Source organism: Barnesiella propionica, assembly GCF_025567045.1.
GTDB lineage: Bacteria > Bacteroidota > Bacteroidia > Bacteroidales > Barnesiellaceae > Barnesiella_B > Barnesiella_B propionica.
The window spans coordinates 133173-154636 of sequence record NZ_JAOQJK010000010.1 but is presented as its reverse complement, the minus strand read 5'-3'; the positions used below and the strand labels follow the sequence as shown (position 1 = coordinate 154636).

Here is a 21464-nt window from a genome sequence, read left to right as displayed (position 1 = left end):
TATATAGTGGGTTTTGTTATAGATAATATGAATTAAATTTATAAGATATGAAGAAGATTGATAGTTGGTTTATATTATGTTGTTTGCTTATACCTATATTATTTGTTTCTTGTCATGATGATGATAAGATTGATTATAATGATATGCCGGAGGCCATTCATACTTTTATTAATGACTATTTTCCGGGAACTACCGTTACAAAATCAGAAAAAATCAGTGGGGAAGCACATTATAAAGTGAATCTGTCAAATGGTTTCGAACTGAAATTCTATAAAGAAGGAGGTTGGCAGGAAATAGACGGAAATAATCAGCCATTACCTCAGGCCTTGTTGTATGAAATATTACCTGGGAATGTTATAACGTATGTGGCTACACAATATCCTGCCGCTTCTGTTGTTGAAGCGGAACGCCATGATTATGGTTATAAGATAGAGTTGAATACAGCTCCGGAAGTAGATTTGAAATTTGATAATGACGGTTTGATTATTCAGTCATAAATTAATTAAAGCGTTTTCCTGCGGTAGCGGGTAAAGCAATAAGAATAGGGATGACGGTCGTCGGCCGGCATTTCTGTTCTTTCTGTTTCTTCCCATTTGTCGGTGTCAATGGCAGGAAAAAAGGTATCGGCATCGTCGAATATATGATGTATGTGAGTGATATATAGATTCTCAGCCATTCCGATAGTTTCTTTGTATAGTGTAGCTCCACCGATGATGAACAGTTCTTCATTATCCGGATACTTGGAGATTGCATCCTGAAGGGAGTGAAATACTTTGGCCCCCGGAAACAACGCATCTTTACGACGGCTGAGAACGATGTTCTCCCGGTTGGGGAGAGCTCCCTTCGGCAAAGATTCAAAAGTTTTTCGGCCCATGATAATAGTGTGTCCTAATGTCAGCGTTTTAAAATGTTTCAGGTCATTGGGAAGATGACATAGTAAATCTTGCTCTTTTCCGATGGCGCCGTTTCCGGCGACTGCAGCTATTAGAGATAGTCTGGCCATAGTTATTATAGTTAAACAGAGACAGTACCTTTAATGGCCGGATAAGGATCGTATCCGGTCAAAGAAAAATCTTCGTATGTGAAATGGAAAATGTCCTTAATTTCAGGATTTATGATCATTTTAGGCAAAGGACGGGGTTCTCTTGTTAACTGTAACATCACTTGTTCTCTGTGATTGTTGTAGATATGCGCATCTCCCAGAGTATGGATGAAATCACCCGCTTTGAGCCCGGTAACCTGAGCCATCATTTGTAACAGTAAAGCATATGAAGCGATATTAAAAGGTACTCCCAGAAATATATCGGCACTTCTTTGGTATAATTGAAGACTTAGACGGCCTTCGGCTACATAGAACTGAAAGAAGGCATGACAGGGAGGCAGATTCATCTGAGGCAAATCTGCGACATTCCAGGAACTGACAATAATACGACGGGAGTCGGGATTGTGCTTAATTGTTTCTACCGCATTCTTTATTTGGTCTATATGTCCTCCGTTATAGTCGGGCCAGGAACGCCACTGGTATCCGTAAATATGTCCCAGGTTTCCTTTTTCATCGGCCCATTCATTCCATATCCTTACGCCGTTTTCTTGTAAATATTTTACATTCGTATCACCTTTAAGAAACCAAAGCAGTTCGTGTATAATGGATTTCAAATGTACTTTCTTAGTAGTAAGAAGAGGAAAGCCGTCTTCCAGATTGAATCTCATTTGATAGCCGAAAACACTTGTGGTGCCTGTACCTGTCCTGTCTTCTTTCGAAATCCCGTTGTCCAGGACATGTCGTAATAATTCTAAATATTGTTTCATAAGTTCGGACGTAAAAAACTTAAAGATCATACCTGTACTTTATCTTTTGTGCAGGACGATTTTCTTTTATTGCAAATGTAATAATAAAGCGGAGAAAAATACAGATATTATCTGTATTTTGAGTATTGCTCCGAAGCATATCTGTATTTTATTATTATAAATATGAAGATACCGGATTGTGATAATAAGTTAAAAAATAGTGTGTTTTGCAACTAATTTTCAGGGAGGTAAGTCTATTATAATAAATATATCTACTTTTACTTAATATGGTGATGCGAACTGATATTTTTCTATTCATAAAAACGATTAATTATAATTTATATTTCTGATGGTACGATTGGAAGATGTAAACAAAACTTATTTTGGAGGAAGTCCTCTGCATGTGCTGAAGGGTATAAATCTGGAGATAGCGAAAGGCGAAATGGTCTCGATCATGGGTGCGTCGGGTTCCGGAAAATCCACGTTATTAAATATTCTGGGAATTCTTGATAATTACGACTCTGGAAACTATTATCTGAATGATGTTTTGATAAAAGGCCTTTCCGAAACGAAGGCTGCCGAATACAGAAACCGTATGATCGGCTTTGTGTTCCAGTCTTTCAACCTTATTTCTTTTAAGAATGCAATGGAGAATGTGGCTTTGCCGTTGTACTACCAGCATGTATCGAGAAAAAAGAGAAATGAAATGGCTATGGAATATCTGGACCGTGTAGGCTTGCGAGAACATGCTTTACATTTGCCCAGTGAAATGTCGGGAGGTCAAAAACAGCGGGTCGCTATTGCCCGCGCTTTGATTGCCAACCCTCAAATGATTCTGGCCGATGAGCCTACAGGCGCATTGGACAGTACGACTTCTCAGGAAGTTATAGACCTGTTGCGTGAAGTGAATGAGACGCAAGGAATGACAATGGTGGTTGTGACCCATGAACGCGATATTGCGGCACAAACAGATAAAGTGATACATATTAAGGACGGGATCATTGGTTCCATTGAAAACCTGAGATAAATATAATATGCTGGATATTTGGGAAGAGATATGGAGTTCTTTACAAAAGAATAAATTACGTACGTTCCTTACGGGATTTTCTGTCGCGTGGGGTATTTTTATGCTTATACTTTTACTGGGATCGGGGAACGGACTGAAAAACGGAGTCAAAAAACAATTCGGAGATCGTGCTAAAAATTCGATGGTCGTGTGGCCGGGGCGCACTTCTTTGCCTTGGAACGGCTTGCAAAAGGGACGTAAAGTCAAATTTGGAAATCAGTCTCTCCGGTATTTGAAACAACAACATCCCGAGATCAGTAAAATTACTCCTACATTCAGTTTATGGAATACTACTATTTCGTATGGAAAAGAATATACGAATAACAGTACTACCGGAGTATCGCCTGATTTTAAAGAGATCAGGAATATAGAGGTTAAGCCGGGTAACGGGCGGTTTGTGAACGAGACCGACATACGAGACCGTAGAAAAGTAGTAATACTGCATGAACGAACTGCGGAATTATTGTTTAAAAATGAAAGAGAGAAAGCCCTGGGAAAATATGTAAAGATCAATAATCTTGCTTTTCAGGTAGTGGGTATTTATAGTGATGAGAATCTGAGCCGTACCCCTTCGGTATTTATGCCTTTAACGGCTGCTCAGTTACTAAGGCCTGATACATGGGGCTACGGCAGTTTCGAATTTACCGTGGATGGTATAAAAAGCAAAGAGGAAGGGAGTGCTTTTGAGCAATCTGTACGCAAAACTTTAGGTCAGGCTTTGTCTTATAATCCTCAGGACCAGCGCGCTGTATGGGTGTGGAATGTTCTGGAAAACTATATGCAGACTATGGGAATATTTAACGGGATATCTTTTTTCATCTGGATCATAGGGATAGGAACATTAATAGCCGGAATTGTCGGTGTGAGCAATATCATGTTGATAACAGTAAAAGAACGTACCCGGGAATTCGGTATTCGTAAGGCATTGGGAGCCTCTCCTGTATCTATATTGAAGCTGGTGGTCGTGGAGTCAGTACTGATCACTTTATTTTTCGGATATATAGGAATGGTTTTGGGTATCGGCGTTACCGAAGGAGTGGCATGGATATTGAACCAAAATCCGGTAGGAGAAGGAGGCTTTGCGGTATTTACAAATCCTACGGTAGAATTGCCTATAGCCGTTGCAGCGACTGCTGTTCTGGTTTTGGCAGGTGTTTTGGCAGGATATTTTCCGGCTCGTAAGGCGGTGAAAATAAGACCTATCGAAGCTTTGCGTAATGAATGATAAAAGAAGAAAAATATGTTCGATTTAGATAAGTGGCAGGAAATATGGCATACGATTACCCGAAACAAGATGAGGAGTGTCCTTACAGCTTTTGGTGTATTCTGGGGTATTTTTATGTTGGTTGTCATGTCCGGCGCCGGACATGGATTACAATCGGGAATAGAATCTAATATCAAGGGATTTGCCAACAATACTTGTTATTTTTTTTCGAACCTGACTACCGAGCCTTATAAAGGGTTCAAAAGGGGGCGTTGGTGGGATTTGCATACTACCGATATGGATGCGATACGCCAAAAATTTCCCGAGGTGAAATATATTTCGGCTATATTGTTCGGTTATAATAGTGATAATAATACTTTACGAGGGGATAAATACGGGACCTATTCTATTAAGGGGCTTTCTCCTGATTATAGATTTATCGAACCTCAGGAGATGATATATGGCCGTTATATCAATGAGGTTGATATCCGGGAGATGCGTAAGGTTTGTATTATCGGCAAGCGGGTGTATGAAGAGATGTTCTTGCCGGGAGAGAATCCGTTGGGACAGATATTACAGGTAAACGGCATTGCTTACCGGGTTATCGGAGTTAACAATCCGGTTACACAGGTGCAGATCGGGGGACGTTCCGAAGAAACTATTATTATCCCGTTTAGCACTATGCAAAAAAGTTACCAGTTTGGAGACCAGATAGACTGTATCGCTTTGACCGCTTATGACAGTTATCCAGTGACCGATTTGGAGGAACCGGTTAAAATGCTTATTAAGGAGCGTAACCGGATAGCCCCCAATGATCTGCAGGCTGTAGATAGCATGAATGTCGCTAAAGAATTTAAAATGTTTAACGGATTATTCATGGGGATAGCGTGGCTTATCTGGATAGTGGGAACAGGAACTTTACTGGCCGGTATCGTAGGGGTGAGCAATATTATGATGGTTACGGTGCGTGAGCGAACTAAAGAGATAGGAATCCGCAGAGCTTTAGGGGCTAAGCCTTTTACCATAATGGTTCAGATTTTGAGTGAGAGCATGGTTCTTACATGTATTGCCGGTTTTTTAGGCCTTCTTTCCGGAGTGGGTTTATTGCAAATCGTGGATACTTTTATGAGTAATTTTGCAGAAAGTGGAAGCGACAAAATATTTTTCGGTTCGCCTCAAATTCCGTTCAGTACGGCGATTATGGCTTCTGCCGTATTGCTCGTATTGGGTACCTTGGCAGGGCTGTTGCCGGCTTACCGGGCTTTACAGATAAAAGCGATAGATGCCATACGCGAAGAATAATAATAAAATAGATAGATTGGTTATGAGAAAGTATGTAAAGATTTTTTTTCTGGTTATAGCCCTTCTCCTTTTGTTGGGCACATTTGTTTTCCTATGGATGAAATCCCAGCCAAAGGAAGAGCGTTATGAAGTGATAAGTCCGGAGAAGACTTCGATAGAGAAAAAAACGGTGGCTACAGGAAAAGTCGAGCCCAGAGACGAAGTGCTTATAAAACCCCAGATATCGGGAATTGTTGCCGAAGTATATAAAGAAGCCGGGGAAATGGTGAAAGCCGGAGATGTATTGGCTCTGGTAAAAGTGATCCCTGAGATGGGAACATTGAATGCTGCAGAATCCCGTGTAAATGTAGCTAAAATTAACGAAGAGCAGGGCCGCAGGGAATTTACCCGTACTCAGGATCTTTATAAATCGGGAGTTATCTCCAAAGAAGATTATGAAAAAGCAAAAGCCGAATTTGACAGACAGAAAGAAGAACTGGTGAATGCGCAGGATAATCTTGAAATAGTCCGTGACGGTATAGCCAGGCGTTCCGCTCAATACAGTAATACGCAGATACGTTCTACGGTGACCGGTATGATTCTGGATGTTCCCGTGAAAGTCGGTAATTCGGTTATTCAGTCCAATAATTTCAATGATGGTACGACAATCGCTACTATTGCCGATATGAGTGATATGATTTTTAAAGGAAAGATAGATGAGACGGAAGTGGGACGTTTGAAAGAAGGTATGCCTATTTCATTGACTGTAGGAGCGCTTACCGATGAGAAATTCAATGCGGTGCTTGAGTATATATCGCCTAAAGGTACCGAGGAAAATGGTTCCATTCTGTTTGAGATAAAGGCCGCAGTGACGATTCCCGATACGGTTTTTGTCAGATCCGGCTATAGTGCTAATGCTGAAATTATTCTTGAAAAACGAGACAGTGTTGTCGCAATACCTGAGAGTGCCGTAGAGTTCGAAGGAAAAAAAACTTATGTACAGCTGGTGACCGATACCATAAACAAACCTCAGCAATTTAAAAAGAAAGAAGTGGAACTTGGGCTTTCCGACGGTATTAAGATAGAAGTGAAAAAAGGAATAACGGTTAAAGATCTTATTCGTGGAAATAAAATAATCGTCCGGTAAATGTGTAATGCCATATATGTGAATGATCTAATTTAATAATATGATACATATGAAATTATTATATAAGTTATTTGTCCTTTGTATTGTTTTATCTTGTTGTGTATTTAATTCGTATTCTCAGGAAGAGGGGTGGACTCTGGGCCAATGCATCGATTATGCGATTACTCATAATATTGAAGTTCGTCAAAAACAGTTGGCGAAAGAAAATACGGAGATTTCATTGAATACAAGTAGAATGAGCCGTTTACCGGATTTGAATGCCGACGCCGGACAAGGTTTTTATTTTGGGCGTGGACCCGGTCGAGAAGGAAATTATATAGATCAGTCTCAGGCGAATACTTCTTTATCGGTGAGTTCCAGTATCCCGATTTTTACAGGAATGCGTATCTACAATGAGGTGAAAGCCGGGAAAATGGATCTGTTGGCTTCGGTTGAGAACCTGAATAAAGCAAAAGAGGATATTTCTTTGCGTGTGACATCTTATTTTTTTCAAGTCCTTTTTAATCGGGAATTGTTGGAAATCGCCCGGAAACAAGTGGAACTAAGTAAAGAGCAGGTTGTTAAGACCGAGGCGTTGGTCGCTGCCGGAAAAAATCCTGAATCGGCTGTTTATGATAGTAAAGCTACATTGGCAAGTGATGAGTTGGCTTATACTCAAGCCGCCAATGATCTTACGCTGGCTCTTTTGGACCTGGCACAGCTATTAAATTTACCGGCTTCGAAAACATTTGACGTCTCGGCTCCGGACATAGAGCGAATGGAGGTAGAGCAACTGGCGTCGCTGGTGCGTCCGGATTCTTTGTATGCATTTACGGTAGACCGCCGTCCCGGTATACGTGCTGCCCGTTTTTCTTTGGAATCGAGCAAGTATGAAGTAAAAGTCGCTCAGTCCGGATTTTATCCGACATTATCTTTAGGCGGTTCTTATAGTACGGGGTATTATCATTCTTACAGCAGTGAGAGTGTAAATGATGCATTCGGAAATCAACTGAAAAATAACTCCAGCGAGAATGTGAGGCTATCGTTGAATATTCCTATCTTTAATCGTTTGGCTACTCGTAATAGGGTGAAACAGGCTAAAGTGCAGGTTTTACAGCAAAGTCTTATGCTTGAGGATGCAGAACAGGCTTTATATAAAGAGATTGAACAGGCGTACTATACGGCGGTAGCCGCTCATAAAAAATTAAGTTCAAGTCGGCAGGCTGTCAAGGCCGCCCGTATCTCGATGGAATATGAGCAGATAAAATACGGAGCTGGAAAGTCCACTTCTTTCGAATATAACGATGTAAAGACGAGGTATGAGAAAGCTTTATCGGATGAAGCTCAGGCTCGTTACGAATATTTATTCCGCACGAAAATCCTTGATTTTTATAATGGGAAGCCTTTAAGTGAGTAGTTTTTATTTATAGAAAAGGAAGAGCCCTGTTTAGCTGAGCAAAAACAGGGGCTTTCTTTTTTATCTTATTTTTATCATATTACCGAATCCGCTGTACATGATGGAAACGCCTATTTGATATCCCTGTGTTTCGACAGGAGCTAGCAGATTATATTCACCCCGGGTAAGATATATACGTGTACGTAAACTGGACGTGAACATTTCCCTGTGTCCCAGGAAAAAAGAGGGTACCATAGAGACGATAGAAGAAAAGCGATAGTCGAAGTTAAGTCCTATTGTCCAGTTAAAATCCGATTTAGTAATATTGGTCGATTTACGGTTTTCTGTTTCCAGTACGCGGGAATAACAGGTTCGGGCACCCCCGGCGAACGGAGTAAGAGCGAAGTAACGGGTAGAAATAATATCATATCCTACAGTAACACCCATGGTCGAGTATGTCGTATGTAATCCCTTCCGCCAGTTATCCGATACGTCTTTGTACTGAACATGGATATCTTGTTTTATGCCTGATGTCCCTACACCTATGTCACCGAACAGGTGTAGGCGTTTGTATGCTAAATCCAGTCCGATATTAAATTGCCAGGCGGGAGTAAAAAAGTCCGAGATATTTCCTGCGGGAATGGAAATCCCTCCTCCTATATTCAGTCCGTACCCGAAGGAACGCGGTATAAATGTGGGTATATCGGGAATCGGAGTTTCAGCCAGTTCTTTTCCTACATAGAATTCCCATTCCTGTAGTTTCTGCTCATTGGCTCCGTGGAGCGTTTCTTCCGCCATTTTTTTCTCTTGTTCATGGAAAAGCTCCATATAATATTTATATTGGTTGTCGGCTTCGAATTCGGATAATCCGGTGTTCAATTCAGCCTGTAACCGGCGACGGTAAAGTTCCAGCAGATCAAATTGTGCCTGATAATATCTGAGTGAATTTTCGTTTTGTGCTTCATCCGATACAAAAGATTGTGCACGGTCTACGAAAGCTTTGGCAATCGGGCGGATGGTCTTCTGGTTATTATGTTTTGTTTTTTCTATATCGACTTGTATGCCCGCCTTGAATTTTGACGGGATTCCTTTCCATTGTATAGTATCCTGAAAATCTTTCCAGGTCAGAGCTCCGCCGTCCCAGTAGCGATAACTTGCCGGATGCCTGCCGGATGCGTAAACGCAGAAAGCAAAACATGCACATAATAAAAGAAAGTACCGTTTCATAATAGTTCTGAATAAGTAATTATAAACTTTCGAGCATTCGTTTCAAAACGACCTGAGCTGAAATTTCCCGGTTTGCTGCCTCCGGAATAACTAAAGAACAAGAGCTTTCAATAACGTCATCCGTTACGATCATGTTACGCCTTACCGGCAGACAGTGAAGAAAATAGGCCTGGTTGGTAAGCTTCATCTTTTCTGTGTCAACCGTCCATGAACGGTCTGTAGAGATCACTTTGCCATAGTTCGGTTCCTCATAGGCACTCCAGTTTTTCGCGTAAATAAAATCGGCCCCTTCAAAAGCTTTTCTTTGATCATATTCAATTCGGGCTTTTCCTGTAAATGCCGGATCCAGTTCATAGCCTTTTGGATGAGTGATTACAAATTCATAATCTGTTTTGTTCATCCATTCGGCGAAAGAGTTGGGGACAGCCTGGGGAAGTGCCCGGGGGTGAGGAGCCCATGTCATCACTACTTTGGGACGTTCCGTCTTTTTATATTCTTCGATGGTGATGAGGTCTGCGAAACTTTGCAACGGATGCCGTGTGGCCGCTTCCATGCTGAATACGGGTCTGCCCGAATATTGTATGAACTGGTTTAATATTTTTTCTTCGTAATCGTCCTGTTTGTTTTCAAATTGTGCGAAGGCGCGCACCCCGATAATGTCGCAGTAACAGCCCATTACGGGAACGGCTTCCAGCAAGTGCTCGGGTTTGTCTCCGTCCATAATAACACCCCGTTCCGTTTCCAGTTTCCAGGCACCTTGATTTATGTCCAGTACTATTACGTTCATTCCCAGGTTCATCGCGGCTTTTTGGGTACTTAGCCGTGTTCTTAAACTGGAATTAAAAAATATCATCATCAGGGTTCTGTTATGTCCCAGGTGCCGGAAGGCAAAGCGGTCTTTCTTCACTTCAAAAGCCTCTTTGAGTGCGATCTTCAAATCTCCTAAATCATGTACGTTCGTGAAGTGTTTCATTTTATCTTTGTCTTAGTTTAATTTCTGGTTTGCCCGTTTCCGGTAATAATGTATTTATAGCTGGTAAGTTCGGGTAATGCCATAGGTCCGCGCGCATGTAATTTTTGGGTACTTATCCCTATTTCGGCTCCGAATCCGAATTGTGCTCCGTCGGTAAATGCGGTAGAGACGTTAGTATATACGCAAGCTGCATCGATCTCTTTGCTGAAACGGCGGCTATATTTTTCATTTTCGGTAATGATACATTCGCTGTGTCCGGATGTGTATTTGGATATATGTCTGATGCCCTCGTTTATATCTGCTACTGTTTTTATTGCCATTTTATAATCGAGGAATTCGGTTCCGAAACTATTTTCTTCGGCCGGCTTCAACAGTTTTTCGGGATAATGTCCGTTGAGTGCAGAGAACGCTTCATTGTCGGCATATATGATAACATCTTTTTCCTCCAGCTTTTGACAGAGAAGAGGCAGGTCTTTTAACCGGGAGCGGTCTACTACGACACAGTCCAGTGCGTTACAAACACTGACACGTCTGGTTTTCGCGTTGAAAATAATATCTGCTCCCTTTTGCGTATCTCCCGACGACTCAAAATAAGTATGACAAATACCGGCTCCGGTTTCTATAACCGGAACTTTGGAGTTTTCACGTACGTATTGGATCAATCCCTTGCTTCCTCTCGGAATGATCAGGTCTACATAATCAACAGCAGTTAATAACTCGGCGGTAGCTTCCCGGTCAGGCGGTAGTAAAACTACTGTGTCAGAGTTTATTCCGAAAGTTATCAACACTTTGTTGATAATGTTGATAATGGCAGAATTGGAGTATTGCGCGTCCGAACCCCCTTTGAGGATACAGGCGTTTCCGGATTTCAAACAAAGAGAAAAGACATCGAAACTTACGTTCGGACGGGCTTCATAGATAATACCTATCACGCCGAACGGAACCGATATTTTGGAGATTTTCATACCGTTGGGTCGCGTAGTCTCTGATAATATATGCCCTAACGGAGAAGGCAAGGCCGCTACCTTACGCATATCTTCTGATATACCGGATATACGTTCTGGAGTAAGCATTAATCTGTCGTATTTAGGATTATTCTTATCCATTAAAGCCAGGTCGCGTGCATTTTCCCGCAGAATATATTCTGCGCATTTTTCCGCTTCATCCGCTACCGACAGCAAAATACGGTTAATCGTGTTTTCATCTGTCAGGTTGAGTTCTCTCGATGCAGCTTTTACTGCTTTAAATGTTTGGTTCAAAGATGACATATAATCGTTTTCTTAATGCAAAAATAGAAAAAAAGGATAGGAACCCGATGAAAAACGGTTTAAATTTTAAGTATCAAGGTAATAAAGAATAATATTTATTATCTTTTTTGCCGGATACCCGTAAAAGTGTAAGATAACAAAAGGTTACTGTACCCAAAAGCCTTTTGTTATATATATTTATATACGGTTCAATCCAGGTATAAATAATCGTAATGAATAAGGGGGCGGCTTCCCTGTTTACCTATCTTTGCCCGGGCGGTTTCACTGTCGCAACCGATACGTCCTACTCCTATGGCATCTCCATTGTGATTGAAGATTTTTACGATATCATCTTTTTCAAATTCGCCTTCGATACGTGTAACACCTATTGGCAGGAGGCTCGTAGCTTTAGTAGAAGTCATGGCTATGCATGCTCCTTCATTGATATGTATTTCTCCTTTTGCAAAACCTTCGGAGTGTGCGATCCATTTTTTTACGCTGGATGTCGGTTTCCCCGAAGGTGAAAAGCGGGTGCAAACTACCCGGCTGCCTGTTGCTGCCAAGTCCGGCAGGATATTGTCCCTTTTGCCGTTCGCAATGATGACCTCTATTCCTTCATCCGCTACTTTACGGGCTATATTATATTTGGTCAACATTCCACCTCTTCCAAAGGAAGATTTCCCTGTTTGGATATATTTCGATATGTCTGGCTTAGAATGGTTTATTTCCGTAATGACCTGTGATCCAGGATCTGCCGGATTTCCGTTATATATGCCGTCGATGTTGCTTAAGATGATCAATGCTTCTGCATTCATCATAGTAGCAATAAGTCCGGATAGTTCGTCATTATCGGTAAACATAAGCTCGGTAACCGATATCGTATCATTTTCGTTAACGATAGGGATGACTTTATTTTCCAGCATCACATCCATGCAGTGTTTCTGGTTCAGGTAGTGCCGGCGCGTGGCAAAGTTTTCTTTCATGGTAAGAACCTGTCCGCAGGCGATGCCATGATCGCGGAACAGCTCGTAGTACCGGTTGATGAGTTTGGCTTGCCCCACTGCGGAGAAAAGTTGCCGGGCCGATACCGAATCCAGTTTCTGGTGTTTTTTGAGTTCGCTTCGTCCTGATGCAACGGCTCCCGAAGAAATGATGATTACTTCCAACCCTGATTTGTGCAATTCGGCTATCTGATCCGTCAAGGATGACATCCGGGTAAAATCCAGAGTTCCGTCCTTACGGGTAAGTACGTTACTTCCGATTTTTATGGCTATGCGTTTGTATTTATACATGGATATTACAGATTTGAAATAACGAATTTGGCTATCATCCCGGAATATTCGGACCATTCGGGATCTTGTTCTACCCCTATGGTGATGGGAAGAGCGGGAAATCTGCTTAATGTCGTGTTAATTATTTCGGACATGTTGTCGATGTTCGAAACATAAAAAACATACAGAACCTGTCCGGCGCCGGTGTGCATGGCTGTCATAACGGCTACAGGCTTTTTCTCAAGTTCTTCTTTCAGCAGATTCATGATGTGGTCTATAATTTCCGCTTCATGATCGGTAGGCATTCCGTTTTTGTTCCCCGTATATTTCCATTGTATTTCGGCCCGTACCGGAAATTGTCCGGAGTTTCTTATGTTGTCCAGATGAGTCCTTCCCCGGGTAATGATCTTTCCCCCGTCCGATTCGGATTCGCCGATAAACCATTCGTTGCTTATTTGCATGATTCGCTTCTTACTGATTGTTTTTATTCCGGATTTCCACCCGGCGGATTTTTCCGCTTATTGTTTTGGGCAATTCGTTCACGAATTCGATAATACGCGGGTATTTATAAGGAGCAGTGACTTTCTTGACATGGTTCTGTATCTCTTTGATGAGCTCTTCCCCCGCCTTATCTTTATAGTCGGCCGCCAGAACGATCGTGGCTTTTACCACTTGTCCCCGTATTTCATCGGGTACACCTGTTATGGCACATTCAACTACGGCCGGATGAGTCATTAATGCGCTTTCCACTTCGAACGGCCCGATGCGGTATCCGGACGATTTGATCACATCGTCGGCACGTCCGACAAACCAGAAATAGCCGTCTTCGTCTCTCCAGGCCACATCTCCTGTATAATAGATATTATCGTGATAAGCTTCCCGGGTGAGCTCGGGGGCCCTGTAATATTCTTTGAATAATCCCAGAGGCTTTCCTTTTTCGGTGCGGATGACTATCTGACCTTGTTCTCCGTCTTCGGCCCAGCGTCCGTCGCTGGTCAGTAAATCGATATCGTACTGAGGATTGCGTATGCCCATAGAACCCGGTTTAGGATTTATCCACGGATAAGTGGCGATTGTTAAGGTCGTTTCCGTCTGGCCGAATCCTTCCATCAGTTTAATACCTGTCAGTCTCAGCCATTCTTCATATACTTTAGGATTGAGAGCTTCGCCTGCGATCGTACAGTATTTAAGGGAAGAGATATCATATTTACTTAGGTCTTCCCGGATGAGGAAACGGAATACGGTAGGAGGAGCGCAGAACGATGTAATACGATATTCTTCGAACATGCCAAGGACGTCCGACGGTGTAAATTTGTCGAAATCATATACGAAAACATTGGCACCGGCTATCCATTGTCCGTAGAGTTTTCCCCATACGGCTTTTCCCCAACCCGTATCGGCCAGTGTCAGGTGGAGACTGTCTTTATGCAGGTTGTGCCAGAATGAACCGGTAATGATATGTCCGAGGGGGTAGGTGAAATCATGAGCAACCATTTTAGGTTCTCCGGTAGTACCGGAAGTGAAATATAAAAGCGATGTGTCATCATTGTTGTTCACATGTTCCGGCCGGGAGAATGCGGGTGCTTTGTCCAATCCTTCGTGAAAATTTTTCCAGCCATCAGGAGTGTCCGGACCGATAGAAACGATATGCTTTAGTGACGGAGATGCAGGGATTGCCCGGTTTATGTGCCCTGTAACGATGTCTTCGCCTACGGCTACGATCATTTTTATATCGGCTGCATTACAACGGTAAATAATATCCTTTTCGGTAAGCAGGTGTGTGGCGGGTATGCACACGGCTCCTAATTTATGAAGGGCTATAATAGAAAACCAAAATTCATACCGGCGTTTGAGAATGAGCATGACCATATCTCCGTGCCCGATACCGAGTGATTGGAAATAGGCTGCCGTCTTGTCGCTTTCTCTTTTTATATCGGCGAAAGTAAAATCTATTTTTTCTCCTTTGTCATTTGTCCATAGTAAGGCTTTTTTATCCGGTTCGATACGAGCCCATTCATCGACTATGTCGTAGCCGAAGTTAAAATTTTCGGGAACCTTTACTTTGAAGTTTTGCATAAAATCCTCCTGTGAAGAAAAGGAGGTTTTGTCTAAAAATCTTTCTACCATAATCCTATTTTATGCAGGCATAAGCCTTTTTACTGTAATCTTGAAATGATGTTTATAATATAACAGCCAGAAATTTGACGGGTTTATTTCCAAGGGCTTTCATTCCATGCTCGCGCATAGAGTCGAACATGATACTGTCTCCTTCTTCCAGAATAAGTTCTTTTCCTCCTATCCGGAGCAGACATTTTCCTTCGATAATCAGATTGAATTCTTGTCCGGGATGAGTATTCAGGGTAAAGGGAACTTCATTCCTGTTCGGCTCTACCGTTACCATGAAAGGGTCGGCTTTTCGGTTGATAAATCCTGCGGCAAGAGACTGGTATTTATAAGCTTTCGTTCTTTCTACGGCAGCACCTTTACCTTTTCGGGTCAGGAAATAAGAACTCATGCGAGGTTCGTTGCCGAACATGAGGGTAGGCAATTCGATGCTGTAATGCTGGGCGATCTGGTGCAGCACGCTTACAGGTATATCTTTTACTCCCGATTCATATCCCAGATACGTATTCGTGTCGATGTTGCAAACTTGGGCCATTTCTTCAGGCTGGAGTTCCAGTGCGTCCCTCAATCCTTTGAGCCTGTCTGCTATTTGTTTGATTTGTTCGTTCATTTCTGCGGTCCTGTTTAGAAATGTTTGGATTGAAAATTTTATATTCTGTTTACAAAGGTAACAAATGTGTTTTAAAAATATAATTATTGTCTGTAAAAACTGACGACTTATTATTTCAGAGGGGGATTTTGTTTTATGGAGATCGTATTTTCCGGATATAAAAAATATATTGTTTTTTTATGTTCTGCAAAGTTGCGTTTCGTGTCATATTCCCTCTTTATAATTGAAAAATCTATTCCGTTTGAAAAAATAATTGTTACATTTGTGGAAATTTAATTTCATATTGTATGTTGAGTATTGCGGAAAGACATAAATATATACTTGAAAAACTGGCAAAACAAGGTTTTGTAAAAGTTTATGAAATAGCTCAGGAATTAGATGTAACTACGGTTACCGTAAGAAAGGATCTAAAGTATCTGGAAGATAAAAAGTTGCTTTTCCGTACTCATGGAAGTGCCAGTCCGGTTAATCCTCATGCTCCCGATATGAATATCCTGATAAAGGAAAAAAGGAATAGTGATGAGAAACGGCGTATCGCTTTGGCTGCTCTGGAGCAAATCGAGCAGAACGATTCTATTATTCTGGGTTCGGGAAGTACCGTATATGCCGTGGCGGAGCAAATCAAGCAAGGCGGCAACCTGACGGTCGTAACTTCTTCCTTGCAGGTTTCTACCTTGCTTAATTCTTTGGAAGATACGACGGTTATACAGTTGGGAGGAACTTTGCGTAAAAGTTCTTTTTCAGTAGTCGGAGATACCGCTATTAAGGCTTTTGATGAAATAGCCTGTTCGAAATTTATCATGGGGGTAGACGGCATAGACCTGGATTATGGTCTTACCACTTCTAATATAGATGAAGCGCGACTTAACCGTAAAATGATAGAATCTTCTCTCCGACTTATTGTTGTCGCTGATTCGTCCAAATTCGGTCGCCGTGGTTTTGGGAAAATCTGTAATCTGGATGAAGTGGACGTTATTATTACCGATTCCAATGTTCCTGAAGCGACAGTGCGTGTGCTGGAAGAATCGGGCGTACAGATTGTTATTGTATAAGAAATCTGTTTCGATATTATTATGAAGCCTTTTTTTAAAGGCTTTTTTTATTTAATAAATATAAACAAAATATTTTTGAATGAATATATTTTGTTAATAAAAGAAACAAAAGGTGTGGTGTTGGTTTCTTTTTATGTATATTTGATTGCGAATAAATATTGAAAGTAATTATAAACGAAAATAGGAACATCATATAATCGTAATTTAAAATCTAATATATGAGAACAATAATGTTTTTCGGAAGTATGGAAGAGATTCCTTTCAGAAGAAATAATGGTTGCTTATTGCGTAGTATGTGAAGCGTATTGTATATGTTGCGATTGTCTTGATAATAGAAGAGACTTTTCATATAACAGAGAGGAGTTAAATCAAAATAGATAAAGAAAATGGAGCATATGGATCAGGATACCTCCAAACGGTTTAAATATTGGCAGACGCGGACGATTATCGCTACGATGGTAGGCTATGCCTTGTTTTATTTTGTAAGAAAGAACTTTAGCCTGGCTATGCCGGGTATGGAAACCGACCTGGGCATTACAAAAACCAGCCTGGGGCTTTTTCTTACGTTGAACGGTCTGGTCTACGGTTTGTCCCGTTTTGTGAACGGAATACTGGCAGACAGGATGAATGCCCGCTATTATATGGCAATAGGCCTTGCATTGTGTGCTTTGGTGAATTTTGCATTCGGTTTTGCGGAATCCGTGTCCGGAACGTTACTGGGATGGGGTATCGGCAAAAACCAGATGCAGGCGATGATTCTTTTCATGGGGGTTATGTGGGTTTTGAATGGTTTCTTGCAGGGGACGGGTTTTCCTCCCTGTGCCCGGTTGCTCACACATTGGATTCCCCCTAAAGAGCTGGCGACGAAAATGTCGGTATGGAATACCTCTCATTCCATCGGTGCAGGGCTGGTCGTTATCCTGTGCGGATATATAATGGGACATTACGGAGCCGGGGGATGGAAATATTGTTTTTTTATTCCGGCAGCGATTTCTTTTGCAGGAGCCATTGTTTTATTTATCGCTTTACGTGATACCCCTACGTCGGTAGGTCTGCCGGAAATACCGGGAACCGGAGCAGAGTATAAAAAAGATGGTAAAAAAGAAACTTCGGCTGAGAACAAAGCGTTTTTAAGGCGTAAAGTTTTCGGTAATCCTTTGATATGGATTCTGGCGATAGCCAATTTTTTCGTATATATCGTTCGCTTCTCTGTGTTGGATTGGGGACCTACCCTTTTAAGCCAGTCAAAAGGACTGTCTTTGGAGAATGCCGGCTGGCTGGTAGCACTGTTTGAAATATCGGGAATTCTGGGTATGCTGTTCTCCGGCTGGGCTACCGATAAATTCCTGAAAGGACGTGCCCACCGTACCTGTGTATTTTGTATGTTAGGCTCCGCCTTGTTTATCTTTATATTCTGGCAATTACCCTCAGGAGCTCCCGTATGGCTTTTGTTCGCTTCGCTGTGTGCCGCCGGTTTTTGTATATACGGTCCCCAGGCCCTTATCGGCATAGCTGCTGCTAACCAGGCTACGAAACGTGCTGCCGCTACGGCTAATGGCTTTACCGGACTGTTCGGTTATGCCAGTACTATTGTATCGGGTGTAGGTCTGGGTGCGCTGGCCCAGCATTGCGGTTGGGGATATGCCTATATGGCCATGATAGGTATTGCGGTAATAGGCATGCTCGTGTTCCTGATGATGTGGAATGCGAAAGCCGATGGTTATGAAGAAGAACAAGTTTAAAAACAATTGAGACTATGAATTTCGATAAAAAGATACTCGAACGTGCGGCCCGCATCAAACATGTCGCATTAGATATGGACGGTACCATTTATAAAGGAGGCACTCTATTTCCTTTTACTATTCCTTTTCTGGATAAGTTGAAAAGAATGGGTATCGGTTATTCGTTTCTGACTAATAATCCTTCCAGAAGCTGTGACGATTATTTAAATCATTTGTCACAGATGGGTATAAAGGCGGCCCCCGAAGAATTATATACGACAGCTTTAGCGACGATAGATTATATTAAAACTCATTTCCCTGCATACAGGCGGTTATTTATATTAGGTACGCCCAGCATGATCGGAGAGTTTGAAAGAGCCGGGTTCGTGTCAGTAGGGGAAAATGCATGCGACGTACCCGATGCCGTGGTAGTTGCATTCGACAGTACGCTTGTATATAAGCGGATGTGCAGGGCGGCCTGGTGGATAGAGCAGGGAAAAACTTATATAGCGACAAATCCCGACCGGATATGTCCTACGGACGAGCCTACCGTATTGGTGGATTGCGGTTCTATTTGTGCCGCGTTGGAATATGCGACCGGCCGCAAGCCGGATATCGTAATGGGGAAACCCGATCCTAATATGCTTACGGGTATATTGAACCGCCATCGTTTGGAACCTTCCCAGGTAGCCATGGTGGGCGACCGGGTATATACCGATTTGCTTATGGCGCACCGGGCGCATACTCTTGGGGTACTGGTTCTTTCGGGAGAAACAGCCCGGGAAACGGGAGAGCGTGCCGATCCCCGTCCCGACGTTATTTTAGAAAATCTTGAAAGCCTCGGCAAGCTGTTGGAGGAAGCCCGGCATAACTGATCTTTCTTTTGGAATATTATTATGCAACGCATGCCAAATGAATGCTATTGGCATGCGTTCCGTTTTTATTTATTATTGGCCTGCCGGATACTTGTTCGGTTCGTTTCTCAAACTTCCTATCCATTCCATATACATTTTTTCAGGTATTCTCCGGTAACCCAGACGATATAAGTCGGCGTATGTTTTTTCTATCTCCAGATACATTTTTTTTATGGAAACATCTTCAAATAGATCTTCTGCTTTTCGAACCTGTTTTTCTTTCATTAATGATTGTATATATGACTTTCCCGCTTCCGCTTTTGTCAGGATGGCATTGGCGTTTGTCTTATGATATTTAAGAGCCGTATTGCAACATTTTATGATAAAATCGGGGTTTTGGTTGCCGTATTTATGCCGGTAACCGTGCGCCAGGTCTACCAGGCAATTTGCAATAGCCTGCCGGGTATTGACGGTATCCATATATAAATTGTTACAAATGGCTTCGGTATTTATATATCCCGATGCCATGATCCAGGCATCTACCGGGAAAGTAGCGCTGGTAAGTTCTGTATTATACCACCCGGTCATTTCCGAAAATAGTTTGATATATATATGATTGGGAGCATAAGCGAGGTAACAGGGTATGCCCAGTTCGTCCGATAATATCTTATACAAATAAGGAAGAGAATGGCAGTTGCCTGTTCCGCTTGCTAATAATTTAGAGACGAACATTTGAGACCAGTCTGTTTCACCCCATACGTCGTCAAAATCGTACGTATAAGGCAAATGTACCATAATATGAGTGGAATCCAGAGAAATTGCGATGCTGTCGGTAAGAATTTTAAACAGCGATGAGTGCATGATAACATTATCTTTATCGGTGCCATTATAATCAATGAGGGGTGAACTGGATATCATTTTTGTCAGTCTTAATAATATATCCAGTTCTTCGTTCAGTTCGTCTGTATTTAAAGCACCGTCATAATAAGCGTTCTCCGTTGCAAAAACCGCATTCGTAAAATCTGGAGGTATTTCGTTTTCCAGCATTTTATTCAGAAAATCGTAAGCTTTCTCGTAGGTATCGGGTAACTGAGCCGCTAACGGCTGGAAAAGTAACAGCGTTATTATATTTATAAGAATTTTTTTCATGCTAATTAATACTTTATGGGTTAATTAACCGGTTGTCAGTATAATAAATCTTTTTACTTGGAGATGATATTTTTGTGTCATTCTTTTTTATCGGTATTTTTTAATCAAAACTACGATTAAATTATTTTTTATCACAGTCCAGTTCCGGTTGTTTATACCATCCCATCGCTTTGTTTGTAACTACTTTTTTATAATTTTTCAGGTTGTTCTTGCAGAAATAGTAGTCAGCTCCTTTTTTCTTTTCGGATATTCCGGATGCGGGAATGGCAACAAAACTGTCCACGTTCATGGAGTCTATATGGTTGTATTTTTGTAATACGTCTACCATCTCTTTGGTGATGATATGGGGAAGTGTATCGCTCCACCAATAGAATAATTTTCCGTCCACAATCATATATTTGTTTGGGATACCTTTTGAATAAGAGCCGATTTTATCGTTAGATCCGGGAAAAAGTTTATCTTTGTCCTGTCCGAAAATACTTACTCCTAATATGTCTTTATCGTCTATGTATGCATATATGGAAAAAATACTGTCGTCATTTCTTAGATAACAGGTGTTCATAAAATCGGTTATGGCATTTTCAATGGCTTCGTTCGTTCCTCCTTTCGATACGAGAAGTTGTTTCCATGGGGAGCAACTGCAGATAAGTAGGATAAAAATAATGAGTATGGAATTGGATGCTTTCATGATATTAATATTCTATGGTTGGATAACCGGTTGTCAGAATGATAAATCTTTTTACTTGGGGATGATATTCATGTGTTTGGTTTTTTTGTAGATAATTTTTGATGAAAATTACAATTAAGCTATTTTTTATCACAGTCCAGTTTCGGTTGTTTATACCATCCCATCGCTTTGTTTGTAACTACTTTTTTATAATTTTTCAGGTTGTTCTTGCAGAAATAGTAGTCAGCTCCTTTTTTCTTTTCGGATATTCCGGATGCGGGAATGGCAACAAAACTGTCCACGTTCATGGAGTCTATATGGTTGTATTTTTGTAATACGTCTACCATCTCTCTGGTGATGATATGGGGAAGTGTATCGCTTTTCCAATAGAACAATTTTCCGTCCACAATCATATATTTGTTTGGGATACCTTTTGAATAAGAGCCGATTTTATCATTGGATCCTGGAAAATGTTTATATTCATTCCTTCCAAAAATACTTACTCCTAATATGTCTTTATTATCTATATATATACGTATTGAAAAAATACTGTCGTCATTTCTTAGGTAGCAGGTGTTCATAAAATCGGTTATGGCATTTTCAATGGCTTCGTTCGTTCCTCCTTTCGATACGAGAAGTTGTTTCCATGGGGAGCAACTGCAGATAAGTAGGATAAAAATAATGAGTATGGAATTGGATGCTTTCATG

21 protein-coding genes are annotated in these 21464 nt (G+C 41.5%); 9 read left to right on the top strand and 12 right to left on the bottom strand.

Annotated features, from left to right (window positions below; translation table 11 throughout):
• Positions 1-47 precede the first annotated feature (47 nt).
• Complete coding sequence (locus OCV73_RS12995) at positions 48-497, top strand: PepSY-like domain-containing protein (RefSeq protein ID WP_147552863.1); 450 nt, start codon at positions 48-50, stop codon at positions 495-497.
• A 5-nt stretch (positions 498-502) separates the two neighbouring features.
• On the opposite strand, the gene OCV73_RS12990 is transcribed toward OCV73_RS12995, so the two are convergent.
• Positions 503-1003 carry a dihydrofolate reductase gene (locus OCV73_RS12990; RefSeq protein WP_147552861.1) on the bottom strand — a complete coding sequence of 167 codons (501 nt, stop codon included), beginning with the start codon at positions 1001-1003 and terminating at the stop codon, positions 503-505.
• A gap of 11 nt (positions 1004-1014) precedes the next feature.
• Positions 1015-1809 (bottom strand): thymidylate synthase, encoded by a 795-nt coding sequence (locus tag OCV73_RS12985; RefSeq protein WP_147552859.1) that lies wholly within the window; start codon positions 1807-1809, stop codon positions 1015-1017.
• A gap of 328 nt (positions 1810-2137) precedes the next feature.
• Between OCV73_RS12985 and OCV73_RS12980 the strand changes: the two genes are divergently transcribed.
• From OCV73_RS12980 to OCV73_RS12960, 5 genes are read left to right on the top strand one after another with little or no spacing between them, the layout of a single operon-like run.
• On the top strand, positions 2138-2815 hold the full coding sequence (locus tag OCV73_RS12980; RefSeq protein ID WP_147552857.1) for an ABC transporter ATP-binding protein: 678 nt from the start codon (positions 2138-2140) through the stop codon (positions 2813-2815).
• Positions 2816-2822: 7 nt separating this feature from the next.
• Entirely contained in the window at positions 2823-4079 is a 1257-nt protein-coding gene (locus OCV73_RS12975; protein ID WP_147552855.1) for an ABC transporter permease, read from the top strand.
• Between the two features lie 15 nt (positions 4080-4094).
• Entirely contained in the window at positions 4095-5360 is a 1266-nt protein-coding gene (locus OCV73_RS12970) for an ABC transporter permease (RefSeq protein WP_147552853.1), read from the top strand.
• A 22-nt stretch (positions 5361-5382) separates the two neighbouring features.
• Positions 5383-6486, top strand: coding sequence for an efflux RND transporter periplasmic adaptor subunit (locus tag OCV73_RS12965; RefSeq protein ID WP_147552851.1), 1104 nt, complete (start codon positions 5383-5385; stop codon positions 6484-6486).
• A gap of 49 nt (positions 6487-6535) precedes the next feature.
• Positions 6536-7882, top strand: coding sequence for a TolC family protein (locus tag OCV73_RS12960; RefSeq protein ID WP_147552849.1), 1347 nt, complete (start codon positions 6536-6538; stop codon positions 7880-7882).
• Between the two features lie 60 nt (positions 7883-7942).
• On the opposite strand, the gene OCV73_RS12955 is transcribed toward OCV73_RS12960, so the two are convergent.
• The 7 genes from OCV73_RS12955 to OCV73_RS12925 form a co-directional block, all read right to left on the bottom strand.
• Positions 7943-9088, bottom strand: coding sequence for a hypothetical protein (locus tag OCV73_RS12955; RefSeq protein ID WP_147552848.1), 1146 nt, complete (start codon positions 9086-9088; stop codon positions 7943-7945).
• A gap of 19 nt (positions 9089-9107) precedes the next feature.
• A complete protein-coding gene (locus tag OCV73_RS12950; protein WP_147552846.1) occupies positions 9108-10061 on the bottom strand; it encodes a Rossmann-fold NAD(P)-binding domain-containing protein in 954 nt (317 codons plus the stop codon).
• A gap of 17 nt (positions 10062-10078) precedes the next feature.
• Positions 10079-11329 (bottom strand): glutamate-5-semialdehyde dehydrogenase, encoded by a 1251-nt coding sequence (locus OCV73_RS12945; protein WP_147552844.1) that lies wholly within the window; start codon positions 11327-11329, stop codon positions 10079-10081.
• 188 nt (positions 11330-11517) lie between these two features.
• Complete coding sequence (gene proB / locus OCV73_RS12940; RefSeq protein ID WP_147552842.1) at positions 11518-12600, bottom strand: glutamate 5-kinase; 1083 nt, start codon at positions 12598-12600, stop codon at positions 11518-11520.
• A gap of 5 nt (positions 12601-12605) precedes the next feature.
• On the bottom strand, positions 12606-13040 hold the full coding sequence (locus OCV73_RS12935; RefSeq protein ID WP_147552841.1) for a DUF695 domain-containing protein: 435 nt from the start codon (positions 13038-13040) through the stop codon (positions 12606-12608).
• A gap of 10 nt (positions 13041-13050) precedes the next feature.
• Entirely contained in the window at positions 13051-14706 is a 1656-nt protein-coding gene (locus OCV73_RS12930) for an AMP-binding protein (RefSeq protein ID WP_147552839.1), read from the bottom strand.
• Between the two features lie 52 nt (positions 14707-14758).
• Complete coding sequence (locus OCV73_RS12925) at positions 14759-15313, bottom strand: helix-turn-helix domain-containing protein (RefSeq protein WP_147552837.1); 555 nt, start codon at positions 15311-15313, stop codon at positions 14759-14761.
• 287 nt (positions 15314-15600) lie between these two features.
• On the opposite strand from OCV73_RS12925, the gene OCV73_RS12920 reads away from it, so the two are divergent.
• The 3 genes from OCV73_RS12920 to OCV73_RS12910 all read left to right on the top strand — a co-directional run bounded on the left by OCV73_RS12920 (position 15601) and on the right by OCV73_RS12910 (position 18961).
• A complete protein-coding gene (locus tag OCV73_RS12920; RefSeq protein ID WP_147552835.1) occupies positions 15601-16365 on the top strand; it encodes a DeoR/GlpR family DNA-binding transcription regulator in 765 nt (254 codons plus the stop codon).
• Between the two features lie 395 nt (positions 16366-16760).
• A complete protein-coding gene (locus tag OCV73_RS12915) occupies positions 16761-18107 on the top strand; it encodes an MFS transporter (protein WP_147552893.1) in 1347 nt (448 codons plus the stop codon).
• A gap of 14 nt (positions 18108-18121) precedes the next feature.
• The gene (locus tag OCV73_RS12910) at positions 18122-18961 is read left to right on the top strand and encodes an HAD-IIA family hydrolase (protein ID WP_147552834.1); all 840 of its coding nucleotides are present in this window, start codon (positions 18122-18124) and stop codon (positions 18959-18961) included.
• A gap of 72 nt (positions 18962-19033) precedes the next feature.
• Here OCV73_RS12910 and OCV73_RS12905 read toward each other — a convergent pair whose 3' ends face one another.
• From OCV73_RS12905 to OCV73_RS12895, 3 genes are all read right to left on the bottom strand, one after another.
• A complete protein-coding gene (locus OCV73_RS12905; RefSeq protein ID WP_147552832.1) occupies positions 19034-20089 on the bottom strand; it encodes a hypothetical protein in 1056 nt (351 codons plus the stop codon).
• Between the two features lie 121 nt (positions 20090-20210).
• A complete protein-coding gene (locus tag OCV73_RS12900) occupies positions 20211-20777 on the bottom strand; it encodes a hypothetical protein (RefSeq protein WP_147552830.1) in 567 nt (188 codons plus the stop codon).
• A 119-nt stretch (positions 20778-20896) separates the two neighbouring features.
• Positions 20897-21463, bottom strand: a complete 567-nt coding sequence (locus tag OCV73_RS12895) for a hypothetical protein (protein ID WP_147552829.1) — start codon at positions 21461-21463, stop codon at positions 20897-20899.
• Position 21464 lies beyond the last annotated feature (1 nt).

Excerpts from the sequence above, each read along its gene's own strand:
- OCV73_RS12975 (WP_147552855.1), top strand. The coding sequence starts at position 2,823 with ATGCTGGATATTTGGGAAGAGATATGGAGTTCTTTACAAAAGAATAAA.
- OCV73_RS12930 (WP_147552839.1), bottom strand. The coding sequence starts at position 14,706 with ATGGTAGAAAGATTTTTAGACAAAACCTCCTTTTCTTCACAGGAGGAT.
- proB (WP_147552842.1), bottom strand. The coding sequence starts at position 12,600 with ATGTATAAATACAAACGCATAGCCATAAAAATCGGAAGTAACGTACTT.
- OCV73_RS12990 (WP_147552861.1), bottom strand. The coding sequence starts at position 1,003 with ATGGCCAGACTATCTCTAATAGCTGCAGTCGCCGGAAACGGCGCCATC.
- OCV73_RS12895 (WP_147552829.1), bottom strand. The coding sequence starts at position 21,463 with ATGAAAGCATCCAATTCCATACTCATTATTTTTATCCTACTTATCTGC.
- OCV73_RS12910 (WP_147552834.1), top strand. The coding sequence starts at position 18,122 with ATGAATTTCGATAAAAAGATACTCGAACGTGCGGCCCGCATCAAACAT.
- OCV73_RS12905 (WP_147552832.1), bottom strand. The coding sequence starts at position 20,089 with ATGAAAAAAATTCTTATAAATATAATAACGCTGTTACTTTTCCAGCCG.
- OCV73_RS12980 (WP_147552857.1), top strand. The coding sequence starts at position 2,138 with ATGGTACGATTGGAAGATGTAAACAAAACTTATTTTGGAGGAAGTCCT.
- OCV73_RS12925 (WP_147552837.1), bottom strand. The coding sequence starts at position 15,313 with ATGAACGAACAAATCAAACAAATAGCAGACAGGCTCAAAGGATTGAGG.
- OCV73_RS12970 (WP_147552853.1), top strand. The coding sequence starts at position 4,095 with ATGTTCGATTTAGATAAGTGGCAGGAAATATGGCATACGATTACCCGA.
- OCV73_RS12900 (WP_147552830.1), bottom strand. The coding sequence starts at position 20,777 with ATGAAAGCATCCAATTCCATACTCATTATTTTTATCCTACTTATCTGC.
- OCV73_RS12920 (WP_147552835.1), top strand. The coding sequence starts at position 15,601 with ATGTTGAGTATTGCGGAAAGACATAAATATATACTTGAAAAACTGGCA.
- OCV73_RS12915 (WP_147552893.1), top strand. The coding sequence starts at position 16,761 with ATGGATCAGGATACCTCCAAACGGTTTAAATATTGGCAGACGCGGACG.
- OCV73_RS12955 (WP_147552848.1), bottom strand. The coding sequence starts at position 9,088 with ATGAAACGGTACTTTCTTTTATTATGTGCATGTTTTGCTTTCTGCGTT.
- OCV73_RS12965 (WP_147552851.1), top strand. The coding sequence starts at position 5,383 with ATGAGAAAGTATGTAAAGATTTTTTTTCTGGTTATAGCCCTTCTCCTT.
- OCV73_RS12960 (WP_147552849.1), top strand. The coding sequence starts at position 6,536 with ATGAAATTATTATATAAGTTATTTGTCCTTTGTATTGTTTTATCTTGT.
- OCV73_RS12950 (WP_147552846.1), bottom strand. The coding sequence starts at position 10,061 with ATGAAACACTTCACGAACGTACATGATTTAGGAGATTTGAAGATCGCA.
- OCV73_RS12935 (WP_147552841.1), bottom strand. The coding sequence starts at position 13,040 with ATGCAAATAAGCAACGAATGGTTTATCGGCGAATCCGAATCGGACGGG.
- OCV73_RS12945 (WP_147552844.1), bottom strand. The coding sequence starts at position 11,329 with ATGTCATCTTTGAACCAAACATTTAAAGCAGTAAAAGCTGCATCGAGA.
- OCV73_RS12985 (WP_147552859.1), bottom strand. The coding sequence starts at position 1,809 with ATGAAACAATATTTAGAATTATTACGACATGTCCTGGACAACGGGATT.
- OCV73_RS12995 (WP_147552863.1), top strand. The coding sequence starts at position 48 with ATGAAGAAGATTGATAGTTGGTTTATATTATGTTGTTTGCTTATACCT.